Annotated in this window: 13 protein-coding genes; 4 read left to right on the forward strand and 9 right to left on the reverse strand. The window is 71.2% G+C overall.

Annotated elements, in window-relative coordinates; all coding sequences use genetic code 11:
- Nucleotides 1-73 precede the first annotated feature (73 nt).
- Nucleotides 74-1,513 carry a glucuronate isomerase gene (gene uxaC / locus EDF28_RS16555; protein ID WP_123939057.1) on the forward strand — a complete coding sequence of 480 codons (1,440 nt, stop codon included), beginning with the start codon at nt 74-76 and terminating at the stop codon, nt 1,511-1,513.
- Here the strand turns inward: uxaC and EDF28_RS16560 are convergent.
- Both EDF28_RS16560 and EDF28_RS16565 read right to left on the reverse strand, forming a co-directional pair.
- Nucleotides 1,503-2,111 carry a GNAT family N-acetyltransferase gene (locus EDF28_RS16560; RefSeq protein WP_123939058.1) on the reverse strand — a complete coding sequence of 203 codons (609 nt, stop codon included), beginning with the start codon at nt 2,109-2,111 and terminating at the stop codon, nt 1,503-1,505. The two genes, uxaC and EDF28_RS16560, sit on opposite strands and share 11 nt — an antisense overlap.
- Nucleotides 2,108-2,896: a sugar phosphate isomerase/epimerase gene (locus EDF28_RS16565; RefSeq protein ID WP_185094276.1), complete on the reverse strand. Its 789-nt coding sequence runs from the start codon at nt 2,894-2,896 to the stop codon at nt 2,108-2,110. Before EDF28_RS16565 ends, EDF28_RS16560 begins: the two co-directional genes overlap by 4 nt.
- 77 nt (nt 2,897-2,973) lie before the next feature.
- Between EDF28_RS16565 and EDF28_RS16570 the strand changes: the two genes are divergently transcribed.
- Nucleotides 2,974-3,570, forward strand: coding sequence for a class I SAM-dependent methyltransferase (locus EDF28_RS16570; RefSeq protein WP_123294717.1), 597 nt, complete (start codon nt 2,974-2,976; stop codon nt 3,568-3,570).
- A 39-nt stretch (nt 3,571-3,609) separates the two neighbouring features.
- Here the strand turns inward: EDF28_RS16570 and EDF28_RS16575 are convergent, their stop codons facing one another.
- From EDF28_RS16575 to EDF28_RS16585, 3 genes are all read right to left on the reverse strand, one after another.
- The gene (locus EDF28_RS16575) at nt 3,610-3,987 is read right to left on the reverse strand and encodes a type II toxin-antitoxin system death-on-curing family toxin (RefSeq protein ID WP_123340626.1); all 378 of its coding nucleotides are present in this window, start codon (nt 3,985-3,987) and stop codon (nt 3,610-3,612) included.
- Nucleotides 3,984-4,187, reverse strand: coding sequence for a ribbon-helix-helix protein, CopG family (locus tag EDF28_RS16580; RefSeq protein ID WP_185002705.1), 204 nt, complete (start codon nt 4,185-4,187; stop codon nt 3,984-3,986). The genes EDF28_RS16575 and EDF28_RS16580 overlap by 4 nt, the downstream gene beginning before the upstream one ends.
- A 242-nt stretch (nt 4,188-4,429) precedes the next feature.
- Entirely contained in the window at nt 4,430-4,969 is a 540-nt protein-coding gene (locus tag EDF28_RS16585; RefSeq protein WP_123939060.1) for a gluconokinase, read from the reverse strand.
- Between the two features lie 109 nt (nt 4,970-5,078).
- Here EDF28_RS16585 and gndA point away from each other — a divergent pair, with 109 nt between their 5' ends.
- Entirely contained in the window at nt 5,079-6,536 is a 1,458-nt protein-coding gene (gndA, locus tag EDF28_RS16590) for an NADP-dependent phosphogluconate dehydrogenase (protein WP_123939061.1), read from the forward strand.
- Between the two features lie 96 nt (nt 6,537-6,632).
- Here gndA and EDF28_RS16595 read toward each other — a convergent pair whose 3' ends face one another.
- Nucleotides 6,633-7,277, reverse strand: a complete 645-nt coding sequence (locus tag EDF28_RS16595) for a hypothetical protein (protein WP_123939062.1) — start codon at nt 7,275-7,277, stop codon at nt 6,633-6,635.
- Between the two features lie 170 nt (nt 7,278-7,447).
- Here EDF28_RS16595 and EDF28_RS16600 point away from each other — a divergent pair, with 170 nt between their 5' ends.
- Nucleotides 7,448-9,073, forward strand: a complete 1,626-nt coding sequence (locus EDF28_RS16600) for a molybdopterin-dependent oxidoreductase (RefSeq protein ID WP_123939063.1) — start codon at nt 7,448-7,450, stop codon at nt 9,071-9,073.
- Nucleotides 9,074-9,310: 237 nt separating this feature from the next.
- On the opposite strand, the gene EDF28_RS16605 is transcribed toward EDF28_RS16600, so the two are convergent.
- The 3 genes from EDF28_RS16605 to glmU form a co-directional block, all read right to left on the reverse strand.
- Nucleotides 9,311-10,090, reverse strand: coding sequence for a putative protein N(5)-glutamine methyltransferase (locus tag EDF28_RS16605; protein WP_243648963.1), 780 nt, complete (start codon nt 10,088-10,090; stop codon nt 9,311-9,313).
- Between the two features lie 75 nt (nt 10,091-10,165).
- A complete protein-coding gene (locus EDF28_RS16610; RefSeq protein ID WP_123294708.1) occupies nt 10,166-11,143 on the reverse strand; it encodes a ribose-phosphate diphosphokinase in 978 nt (325 codons plus the stop codon).
- Nucleotides 11,144-11,204: 61 nt separating this feature from the next.
- Nucleotides 11,205-12,632, reverse strand: coding sequence for a bifunctional UDP-N-acetylglucosamine diphosphorylase/glucosamine-1-phosphate N-acetyltransferase GlmU (gene glmU / locus EDF28_RS16615; RefSeq protein ID WP_123939065.1), 1,428 nt, complete (start codon nt 12,630-12,632; stop codon nt 11,205-11,207).
- Nucleotides 12,633-12,670: the final 38 nt, after the last annotated feature.

A 12,670-nucleotide genomic window follows, 5' to 3' on the forward strand; every position in this document is an offset into this window, starting at 1 on the left:
ACCGGCGCGAGCCCGTTGCACCCGCCGGCCCTGCCGCGCCCCGCCGTCCGTACCGTTCTCGAAGGAGTCGATGATGACCCAGACCAGCACCGCCACCCGTCTCGCCCCGCACCCCGACCGGCTGCTCCCCGCCGACCCCGGTGCGCGCCAGGTGGCACGGACCGTCTACGACGCGGTCAAGGACGCACCGATCATCTCCCCGCACGGCCACGTCGACGCGGCGCTCATCGCCGCCGACCAGCCGTTCAGCGACCCCGCGTCGCTGCTCATCACGCCCGACCACTACGTGCTCCGCCTGCTGCACGCGAACGGGGTGGACCTGGCCGCGCTGGGACGCGCCGACCCGTCGGGGACCAGCCCCGTGCCTCCCGGTCGCGCCATCTGGCGGAACCTGGCGGACCACTGGGACGACTTCCTCGGCACCCCCGTCCGCTACTGGTTCGAGACCGAGCTGCACGACGTCTTCGGACTGACGGAGCAGCCGTCGGCGGCGAACGCCGACGCCCAGTACGACCACATCGCCGGCCTGCTGGCGTCGCCCGCCTTCCGCCCGCGCGCGCTGTTCGACACCTTCGGCATCGAGGTCCTCGCCACCACCGACGGCCCCGCCGACGACCTCGCCGCGCACGCGCAGCTCGCCGCCGACCCCACGTTCACCGGCCGGGTGGTCCCCACGTTCCGCGCGGACGCCGTGTTCGACCCGTCGCGGCCGGACTGGAGGCCCGTGGTCGCGTCCATCGGGCAGGCCGCCGGCATCGACACGGGCACCCACGCAGGGCTGTTGGCAGCACTCCGCGCACGTCGCCAGTACTTCATCGAGCACGGCGCGACGGCCACGGACACCGGGGTGCTCGACGCCGGATCGTCGCCGTTGTCCGCCACGTCGCGCGAGCGTATCCACGCCGAGGCGCTCCGCGACCCGTCGTCCGTCTCCGAGGCGGACGCCACCGCGTACCGGCACGACATGCTCTACCGCTGGGCCGAGATGAGCGTCGAGGACGGCCTCGTCATGCAGCTGCACCCCGGCGTCATCCGGAACCACCACGCGCCGACGCTCGAACGCTTCGGCCCGGACACCGGCCACGACCTGCCCGCCGTCGGGTCCTTCACCACCCCGCTGCGGCCGCTCCTGGAGTCCTTCGGCACCGCTCCGGGCTTCCACCTCGTGCTCTTCACCGTCGACGAGACCGTCTTCTCGCGCGAGATCGGCCCGCTCGCCGGCTTCTACCCCGCCGTCTACTCCGGAGCACCGTGGTGGTTCATCGACACCCCGGCGGCGATCGGCCGCTACCGCTCCGCGATCACCGACTCGGCGTCGTTCACGAAGACCTCCGGGTTCATCGACGACACCCGGGCGTACTGCTCCATCCCCGCGCGGCACGACATGGCGCGGCGAGCGGACGCGGCGTACCTGGCGTCGCTCGTCGTCACGCACGAGATCTCGGAGGAGGACGCCGTCCGCACCGCACGGCGGATCGTGTCCGACATCCCGCGGGCGACGTTCAAGCTGTAGCCGGACGAGCGCGGCGGGGGTGCACCGTGCGCTGCATGAGCACGCGGGGGAACCCGTCGAGCACGGACGTCGTGTCCGCCGCGTGCTGGAACCCCGCCCGCTCGAACACCCCGCGGGTGCCGACGTAGGCCATCGTCAGGTCGACCTTCGCGCCGCCGTTGTCCACCGGGTACCCCTCGACCGAACGTGCTCCGTGGTCGCGGGCGAAGTCCACGGCCCCGGCGAGCAGGGCGTGCGAGATGCCCTCGCCACGGTGCCCCGGCCGGACGCGCAGACACCACACACTCCACACGGTGTCGTCGTCCGGTTCGCCGAGGTGCGGGATCCTCCGGTTCCGGGCGAAGGTGGTGTCGACCCGCGGGTGCACACCCGCCCACCCCACGACCTCGTCACCGTCGTGGGCGAGGACCCCAGGCGGGACGTCCTGTGCGAGCAGCTCCTGCACCCGGTCGCCACGAGCCGTCCCGCGCAGCGACTGGTTCTCGGCGGACGGGATGCGGTAGCTGAGGCACCAGCAGACGTTCGCGTCCGGACGCTTCGGGCCGACCATCGTCCGGACGTCCTCGAACACCGTGGCCGGACGCACCTCGATGGTCATGGCACGAGCATGGCACCGGCCCGACGGACGCGTTCCAGCGCGGAACGGATCTCGGCTTCGGCGGTCTCGGCGTCGAGCGCCCACCGGCACTCGAGCGAGACGGCGCCCCGGTACCCGCCGTCGTGCACGGCGGCGAGGAACTCGTGCCAGACGTCGTCGACCGTGCCGGGTGGCCGACGGTCCGGGTCGCTGAGGTGGACGTGCCCGATCCGGTCGCCGTGGCGCCGCAGGACCTCGAACGACTCGCCCTCGTTCCGGATGTGGAACAGGTCGGCGACGACGCCGACGCCGTCGAGGGCTGCACCGTCGAGGAACGTCGCCGTCGCATCGACTGTGTGCAGGACGTTCGTCTCCGCGCGGCTCAGGGGTTCCACCACGATGCGCAGGTCGTTCGCGGCGGCCACATCGCGTGCGGTCCGGACCACCTCGCCGAACCGGCGCAGGGCGTCGTCGCCCGCCATGCCGTCGGGAGCGTTCCGAGCGGTCCCCGACCCGAAGACGATCGTCGCGCCCGGTTCCGCGACCGACCGCACGATCGGCAGGACCGACTCGAAGTACGACCGGACCGTCCCGAGCTCCGTGGTCAGCAGCGGGAGATCGCCGGGCACCAGGACGGCGAAGGACGGGAACCGCTGGCCGGCGTAGACCTCGTTCCGCCGCCACCCCGTTCCGTCGCGGACCGCGAGGTTGCCGGCGATCGTCGGCTCCACGTGGTCCGCGCCCGCGCGGCGGACCACCTCGGTCAGTTCTGCCCCGGCCACGACGCCGAGTCCCCTGGACGACATGCGGTCCATGCAACTCGTCCGAGGTGCCGACGGCGACTGTTGCCGTCCGTTGCCACCGGCGCCGGTACGGTCGGACGATGGACCTCGACGTCACCGCTGCGTACGGCGACCGTGCGGGCGAGTACGCGGAGGTCCTCGGATCGATGTCGGCCGTCCAGGACGAGGACCGGACACAGGTCGAGGCCTGGGCGTCGGGATCCGGTGCTCGCATCCTCGACGCAGGGTGCGGGCCGGGGCACTGGGCCGCACACCTGGCGGATCGTGGGCACGCAGTGATCGGCATCGACGCGGTCGCACCCTTCGTCGAGCACGCACGACGTGCGCACGACGGCGTCGACTTCCGCCTGGGCGCGATCGAGTCCACCGGTCTCGACGACGGCAGCGTCGACGGGGTGCTCGCCTGGTACTCCGTGATCCACCACGATCCGTCCTGCGTCGGCGAGGTCTTCGCCGAGTTCCGCAGGGTGCTCCGGCCGGGCGGCGGCTTGCTGGTCGGGTTCTTCGAGGGGCCTTCGATCGAGTCCTTCGACCACGCGGTCGTCACGGCGTACCGGTGGCCGACGGGCGCGCTGGCGGAGGTCCTCGAGGACCACGGGTTCGACGTGGTGGACGTCCGGGCCCGGGTCGATCAGGGACAGCGGCCGCACGCTGCCATCCGCGCGAAGCGGCGGTGAGGTGCCTCAGCCGGCGGTGCCATCCGCTGAAGCCGTCGTTCAGGCTTCAGCAACCAGCGATTGCAGCACCGCGGAGATGTCCGCAACCGCGTCCAACTCCCCCTCGGCGATGGCGATGATCAGTTCGTACGCCTCGTCGTTCGTCGCGCGCAACCGAAGCCCGTTGACCCCGAGGAACACCACCAGCAGCATCAACCCCAGGCGCTTGTTGCCGTCGACGAGTGCATGGTTCCGAACCGCGGAGTGCACGAGCGCTGCCGCCTTCTCGAGCAACGACGGATAGGCGTCGCGTCCACCGACCGAGGTCGCTGGTCGGGCCACCGCGGCCTCGAGGAGTCCAGCATCTCGGATGACGAAGTCCGGCCCCAACGTCCGCCGAGCGATGTGCAGCGCTTCGTCGATCGTCAGGTGGATCATCGTCCGAGTCGCTCGAGCGCCTCGGCGAAGTTCGGCAACTCGCGGTCGAGGACCCCGTCGATGAGGTCACGTCGGCTGTGGTGCTCGATGTACTCGCGGATCGCTTCCCGCGCGATGTCCTGCATCGATCGGGCTTCGAGGTCGGCCCGGGTTCGGAGCGCAGCCGCCTCGGCATCGTCCAGTCGAAGGGTCATGGCCATGCGCAGGACGGTATCACAGTTGATACCACGGTCATCGATCAGCAGCACCGACCGGCGTCCCTTCGCTCGAGGCGTCGACGTCGATCTCGATGGTGGAGTCGACGCGTGGCGGCTTGATGCGACCTGTCACTGGATTGTTCTGTCATGATCCGAGTGTTGCGCGGTCGCTTCTCCGCCGGGGGAAGGTCTGGGAGAGGTTGTGGACGATCCCTTGCGAGGACTTCACTGTGGAGAAGTGAGGCTCAGCCGGAAGTGACCGACAGCGCCGCGAGGATCGTCGTCACCGTGTCGTCGACCGGCCCGTCGATGGAGACGTCGACGGCGGCCTCGTCGGCCTGCGGCCGTTCGAGCGTCGCGAACTGGGAGTCGAGCAGCGACGACGGCATGTACTCGTGGTGCCGGTGCGCCTGCCGCTCGGCGATGAGGTCGTGCGAGCCGTCCAGGAACGCGATGACGAGGCCCGGCGCCGACTGCCGGAGCCGATCGCGGTAGACGCGCTTGAGGGCGGAGTTGGCCATCACGCAGCGGCTCCCGGACGCCTCGACGGCGGCGATCCGCGCGGCGCAGGCGTCGAGCCACGGCCAGCGGTCGTCGTCGGTGAGGGGGACGCCCTGCCGCATCTTCTCCTTGTTCGCGGCCGGGTGCAGGTCGTCGGCGTCGACGAACACGGTCGGTTGGCCCTGCTCGGCGAGCGCGTCGGCGAGCGCCTGCCCGATCGTGGACTTGCCGGAACCGGAGACGCCCATGACGAGGACGGGTGGGAGGGCAGCGGTGTCGGTCATCCCTCCACAGTATTGACGGGGTGAACAGTGGTCCCCAGTTGCCGTAACACCCGTGCGGTCCCAGGGCGCCGACCGTAGGTTGGTCTCACGTCCGGACAAAGGAGACGACGTGGCAGACAGCACTGGTCAGGCGAACATCGGGGTCATCGGCCTCGCCGTCATGGGGTCGAACCTCGCGCGCAACCTCGCGTCGCGCGAGGGCAACACGGTCGCGGTGTACAACCGCACCTACGCCCGCACCGAAGAACTCATCAAGGAGCACGGCGACGCCGGCTTCATCGCGTCCGAGGACATCGACGGCTTCGTCGCCTCGCTCTCGAAGCCGCGCACGGCGATCATCATGGTGCAGGCCGGCAAGGGCACCGACGCCGTGATCTCGCAGCTCGCCGAGAAGTTCGAGGAAGGCGACATCATCGTCGACGGCGGCAACGCCAACTTCCACGACACGATCCGGCGTGAGCACGACCTGCGCGAGAAGGGTCTCAACTTCGTGGGCACGGGCATCTCCGGTGGTGAAGAGGGCGCGCTCAAGGGGCCGTCGATCATGCCCGGCGGCTCGAAGGAAGCCTGGGAGACCCTGGGCCCCATCCTCAAGTCGATCGCGGCGGTCGCTGAGGGCGAGCCCTGCGTGACCCACATCGGCACCGACGGCGCCGGCCACTTCGTCAAGATGGTGCACAACGGCATCGAGTACGCCGACATGCAGCTCATCGCCGAGTCCTACGACCTGCTCCGCCGCGTCGGCGGGCTCTCCGTCGAGGACCTGGTCAAGGTGTTCCAGGAGTGGAACGGCGGCGACCTCGAGTCCTACCTGATCGAGATCACGGTCGAGGTCCTGAAGCAGCGCGACGCCGACTCCGGCAAGCCCCTCGTCGACGTCATCCGCGACGAAGCGGGTTCCAAGGGCACCGGCGTGTGGACCGTGCAGAACGCGGTCGGACTCGGCATCCCGGTCTCCGGCATCGGCGAAGCGGTGTTCGCCCGCGCGGTGTCGTCGAAGCCGTCGCAGCGGGCTTCGGTGCAGCAGGCGTTCCCGGACCGGCCCGACATCGCCGAGGTCCCCGACGGCTTCGAGGACGACGTCCGCGCGGCGCTCTACGCCTCGAAGGTCGTCGCCTACGCGCAGGGCTTCGACCTGATCATCGCCGGGGCCAAGGAGTACGGCTGGGACATCAACCTCGGCAACGTGGCGAAGATCTGGCGGGGTGGCTGCATCATCCGTGCCCAGTTCCTCAACCGCATCGTCGAGGCGTACGACAAGAACCCGGAGCTCGAGTCACTGCTCGTCGACCCGTACTTCGCGAACGCCGTGCAGGAGGGTGAAGCCGCCTGGCGCCGCATCGTCGGGATCGCCGCCGCGTCGGGGATCCCCGCGCCGGGCTTCTCGTCGGCGCTGTCCTACTTCGACTCGCTCGCCTCCGAGCGGCTGCCCGCCTCGCTCATCCAGGGGCAGCGCGACTTCTTCGGCGCGCACACCTACCAGCGCATCGACAAGGACGGCACCTTCCACACGCTGTGGTCCGACGACGACCGCCGCGAGGTCGACCAGGAACCGTCCACCCACTAGACCGCGGCACGACCGCACCCTCGAAGGGCCCTGCCGATCGGCGGGGCCCTTCCCACGTCCGACGGCAGTGCGCTCGATTACGACGATGCGCTCGGTTCAGGCGACGATGCGCTCGCGCGCGAGGTCGGCGACGAGCCGGTCCAGCCGCTGTCCGCGGCCGAGCAGCCGACGAGAGCCGGGAGCCGTCCGCACGAAGAAGGTCGCGACCGCCGGTGTGTCGTCCGGCCGGACGTAGTGGATCGCGACCGCGCACGCCCGACAGGCATCGGCGCGGTCACCGTCGCCGTGGACGTCCTCGATCCCGACGTGCACCACCCGGCTCCACCGGACCACGAGCAACCGTGTGGCCTTGCGGTCGTCGAGTTCCCACAGGGAGGCCTCGGTCGCCCCGAACGCCCACGTCACACGGGCACCGAGGCTCACCTCCGGCCGGACCTCGGCGATCGCGTCGCGCAGTTCGGTCGTCGGAGCCGCCGGCACGAGCCAGACCGTGGGGTCGATGCGGCGGATGGCGAGCGCGAGGGCCTCGTCAGCGTGCCGGCGACGTACCGCAGCGGCACGGAAGACCGCGACCACGATGACCGTGACGCCCAGCGCGATCGCACCGAACTCGACGATCCCGAACCAGGACAGGTCCACGTCAGGTGCCGTCGCGACGACGATGATCCGCGCGGTGAGGAGCGCCGCCCAGATGCCCACGATCACCCACCGCAACGTGGACAGGCGCTGTGCAGCCGACATCGGCGTGCGGTCGGATCGGCGGGCACGGCCGGGGCGCGGAACTGGATCTGGACGCCTCGGCACACCCCGATCCTCGCACGGCCCGATCGGCAGGTGCTGGCCGGGGTCGGTGAACGCCCGGGGAACCGCACGCACAGCCGACGAGCGGCCGGGCGACCTACGCTCGGGCGGTGACCACCGAACGCACCACGGACGTCCCGACGCCGGACGACCCATCGACGGACGAAAGCCCCGCCGGAGCCCCGCTCCGCCGGCCCGCGGTCCTCGCTGCGGCCGTCGGTCTCGTGGCCGCCGCCGCCTTCCTCGGGATCGCTGAGTTCGGCGCGCTGCTCCTCGGTGGTGCCGGCAGCCCGTTGGTGGCCGTCGGGTCCGCAGTGATCGACCTCGCACCGGCCGGGGCCAAGAACCTGATGGTCGCCCTGTTCGGCACCGGCGACAAGGTCGCACTGTTCGCGCTCATGACCGTCATCGTCGCCGCGATCAGCGCCGGGGCCGGGGTCCTCGAGCGCGCTCGGCCGCCCTTCGGGGCACTCGTCTTCGCCGTCGGCGGCGTGCTCGCGCTCATCGCGGTGAGCACCCGTTCCGGCAGCGGTACGTTCGACGGCGCTCCCACCGTGTTCGGCGTGGCGGCCGCCGTGATCACCCTGCGGCTGCTGCTCCGCCGGCTCCGGCTCTGGGAGGCCGCAGCGGCCGTCCCGTCGGCGTCACCGCGACCTGCCTCGACCGAGCGCCGCGCGTTCCTGGTCTGGGGTGTCACGACCGCAGCGGTCGCGGTCGTGGTGGGCACGGCCTCCCGGGTGGGGTCGTCCGCGATGCAGGCGGTCGCCGCTGCCCGACGAGCCGTGCGCCTGCCCGCGGCGGCGACGCCCGCACCGGCCGTGCCGGGCGGCGCCTCGCTCGACGTCGACGGGATCACGCCGTACGTCACACCGAACGCCGACTTCTACCGGATCGACACCGCGCTGCGCGTCCCCTCCATCGATCCGGGTGACTGGAGCCTGCGCATCCACGGCGCCGTCGAGAACGAGATCACGCTGACGTGGGACGAGCTGCTGGCCCTGCCGCTGGAAGAGCACATGGCCACCCTGAGCTGCGTGTCCAACGAGGTCGGCGGCGACCTGATCGGGAACGCGCTCTGGCTCGGGTACCCGATCCGGGAGCTGCTGGCCCGCGCGAAGCCGACCGGGGACGCCGACATGGTGCTGTCCCGCAGCATCGACGGGTTCACCGCCGGGACGCCGTTGGACGTCCTGCAGGACGAGGGCACCGACGCGCTGCTCGCCATCGGCATGAACGGTGAACCGCTGCCGACCGAGCACGGGTTCCCGGCGCGGATGGTCGTGCCCGGGCTGTTCGGGTACGTGTCGGCGACGAAGTGGGTGACCGAGATGGAGGTCACGCGCTTCGCCGATGCGCAGGGCTACTGGACGCCGCGCGGATGGTCGGAACGCGGGCCCGTGAAGCTCGAGTCGCGCATCGACACCCCGCGGAACGGGACGACCGTGACCGTCGGTGAGCAGGTCGCCATCGCCGGGGTCGCCTGGCAGCCGCACACCGGGGTGAAGGCCGTGCAGGTCCGGGTCGGCTCGGGTGCGTGGCAGCAGGCGGAACTCGCCGAATCGGTGTCGGCGGACACCTGGCGCCAGTGGGTGCTGCGGTGGACGCCGACCGCGGGGTCGCACCGGATCGAGGTCCGTGCCGTGAGCGCCGACGGCGAGGTGCAGACGAGCGTCGAGCGGCCGCCCGCGCCGAACGGGGCTTCAGGCTGGGCGTCGGTGACGGTCGACGCGAAGTAGCGCGGACCGGCGCGGTTCGGGGGCGTCGGGTGGGGCCGTGCGGCACGCCGTCCGCTGGTCGTCGAGGTTCCGAGATCTCGGCATGTCGAGCGTCCGAACGGCCGTCTGTGCGACCTCGGCGGAACTGAGCGGCGTGTCGCGACCAGTCGGCGAACCAGGCGCCGGCCGAACTCGCGCGGGTCGAGCCCGTGCCGGCCGGACTCGCGCGGGTCGGGTCGTCGGGTCAGACTCGTCGGGTCAGACGGGGAGCGTCGCGACGACGCAGGTGCCGTCGACCTCGTCGTCCTGCTCGACCACGGCCGTGAACCCGGCGGACACGAACGCCGCGACCGACGCATCTGCCTGCGCCACCGACACCTCGATCACGACCGAACCACCGGGGCACAGCCACTCCCCCGCTCCCGCGGCGATCCGCCGGTGCAGGTCGAGGCCGTCCGCGCCACCGTCGAGGGCTACGCGGTGCTCGTGCTCACGCGCTTCGACCGGCATCATCGCGATCGACGCCGTCGGGACGTAGGGGGCGTTCACCGCGATGACGTCGACGGCACCGCGGAACCGGTCCGGCAGCGGCGCGAACAGGTCGCCGGCGACGACGATCCCGCGGTCGCCGATGTTCTCGGCCGCGACGTCGACGGCATCCGGGTCGACGTCCGTGGCCACGAGGTCGAGCGCGCCGACCCGGCCGAACAACGCCACCGAGATCGCACCGGCGCCGCAGCACAGGTCGACCACGCGGTCGTAGCGCTGCAACCGACGGGCAGCCTGCTCGACGACGACGGTCGTCCGGGCACGGGGGACGAACACCCCAGGTGTCACCCGGATGCGGTGTCCGTCGAAGGCGGCCCAGCCGAGGACGTACTCGAGCGGCTCACCGGCGAGGCGACGCTGGACCAGGGAACGCAGCCGGACGGGTTCACCGTCGCCTGCTTCGAGGAGCAGGTCGGCTTCGTCCTCGGCGAAGACGCTCCCCGCGGCCCGGAGCCGGGCCGCGAGGGCGTCACGCGCGGGATGGATCACCAACGGTCCGCAGACACGTCACGTCGACGAGACGGTGAGGCGCCGTCGGCTGTGCCCCATGGTTCGACGGCTCCGCTACGCTGCGCCGTCGAACATCGACGTGACGGACCCGTCGTCGAAGACCTCGTGGATGGCGCGGGCCAGGAGCGGGGCGATCGGCAGGATCTCGAGACGGTCCCAGCGCTTCTCGACGGGCACCGGCAGGGTGTCGGTGACGACGACGCGGTCGATGAACTCGCTCTGCAGCAGCTCGGTGGCCGGGTCGGAGAACACGGCGTGGGTCGCGGCGACGACGACGCCGATCGCGCCGGCAGCCTTCAACGCCTCAGCTGCCTTGGCGATCGTGCGCCCGGTGTCGATCAGGTCGTCGACGAGCAGGCACCAGCGGCCGGAGACGTCGCCGACGATCTCGTGGACCGTGACCTGGTTCGGGACCAGCGGGTCGCGACGCTTGTGGATGATGGCGAGCGGTGCTCCGAGCTTCTCGGACCAGATGTCGGCAACGCGGACGCGCCCCATGTCGGGAGACACGACCGTCAGCATCGACGGGTCGAGGATCTCGCGGAAGTGCTCGAGCAGCACCGGCATGGCGAAGAGGTGGTCGACCGGGCCGTCGAAGAAGCCCTGGATCTGGGCGGCGTGCAGGTCGACGCTCATGATGCGGTGCGCGCCCGCGGCCTTGAACAGGTCGGCGACCAGGCGGGCCGAGATCGGCTCGCGGCCGCGGCCCTTCTTGTCCTGACGGGCGTACGGGTAGAACGGCGCGACGACGGTGATGCGCTTGGCCGAGGCCCGCTTCAGCGCGTCGACGATGATGAGCTGCTCCATGAGCCACTCGTTGATCGGCGCCGTGTGCGACTGGATGACGAACGCGTCGCACCCGCGGACCGACTCGTCGAACCGGACGTACAGCTCACCGTTCGCGAAGGTCCGGGCATCGGTGGGGACCAGGTCGACACCGAGTTCCTCTGCGATCTCGGCGGAGAGCGCCGGGTGTGCTCGCCCCGAGACGAGGACGAGTCGTTTCTGGCCGGTTGTCTTGATTCCGGACAAGTGCGGTGCTCACTCCCTGACCCGTGTGGGGTCGATGTCGACGACCGGTGGTCGCCAGGATCTATTCGCCGTTCGCGTGCCGAGCAGCCTCGGCCGCCGGTGTGCCGGGTCGGTGTTCCTCGACCCATCCGTCGGTGTTGCGCTGTGGGGCGTAGCTGATCGCGAGCGATCCGGCCGGGACGTCCTTGCGGACCGTCGTTCCGGCACCCGTGTACGCACCGTCACCAATCCTAACCGGGGCGACGAACACGTTGTGCGAGCCTGTACGAACGTGCGAGCCGACCTCGGTGCGGTGCTTGTGCACGCCGTCGTAGTTCGCGGTGATCGTGTTCGCACCGATGTTCGAGTCCTCGCCCACCTCGGCGTCGCCGATGTACGACAGGTGCGGGACCTTGCTGCCGCGCCCGATCTTCGCGTTCTTCGTCTCGACGAAGGTGCCGATCTTGCCCTGGTCGCCCAGGATCGTCCCCGGACGCAGGTACGCGAACGGCCCCACCGAGGCACCGTCACCGATGACGGCGAGGGTGGCGTCGACCCGGTTCACCGTCGCGCCCGAGCCGACCTCGGTGTCGCGCAGCGTGGTGTCCGGCCCGACGACGGCACCCGCGGCGATGGCGGTCGCGCCGAGGAGCTGGGTGCCGGGCAGGACCTCGGCATCCGCTTCGATCGAGACGTCGAGGTCGATCCAGGTGGTGGCCGGGTCCTGCACGGTGACGCCGGCGAGCTGGTGCCGGCGGACGATGCGGGCGTTGAGCTCGCGGGCGGCGTCGGACAGCTGCGCGCGGTCGTTGATGCCGGCGACGAGCCACGGGTCGGTGAGCGTGACGACGTCGATGATCCCCCCGCGCCCGGCGATGAGCGTCGGCGCGTCGGTGATGTACTTCTCGCCCTGTGCGTTGGCGGTCGTCAGCGACGGCAGCACGGCACGCAGGTGGGCGGCGTCGAAGGCGTAGATGCCGGCGTTCGTCTCGGTGATCGCGAGCTGGTCTGCCGTCGCGTCCTTGTGCTCGACGACGCCGACGAACGCCCCGGAGCCGTCTCGCACCACGCGCCCGAGCCCGGTCGGGTCGGGCGCGATCGCACTGACGAGGGTGACGGCGTTGGCCGCGCCGAGGTGCGCGTCGACCAGCGACCGGAGCGAGCCGGCGTCGAGCAACGGGACGTCGCCGGAGAGCACCACGACGGCTCCGTCGAAGTCGGCGGGGAGTGCCTGGACCGCGACCTCGACCGCGCGGCCGGTGCCGGGGACGTCGTCCTGGTCGACGACGATGGCGTCGGGCGCACGCTCGGTGATCTCCGCTGCGACCAGGTCACGCTCGTGCCGCACGACCACGGCGACGTGCTCCGGCCCGAGGGATGACGCCGTCCGCAGCACGTGTGCGATGAGCGGCAGCCCGGCGAGCCGGTGCAGCACCTTGGGGGTGGACGACTTCATGCGCGTGCCCTGCCCGGCGGCGAGGACGACGACGGCGATGCGCTGGTCGGTCATGGGTCCATCCTGGCGCACCCGCGCTGCGGAGTCCGGTG

Source organism: Curtobacterium sp. PhB137 (genome assembly GCF_003814955.1).
GTDB lineage: Bacteria > Actinomycetota > Actinomycetes > Actinomycetales > Microbacteriaceae > Curtobacterium.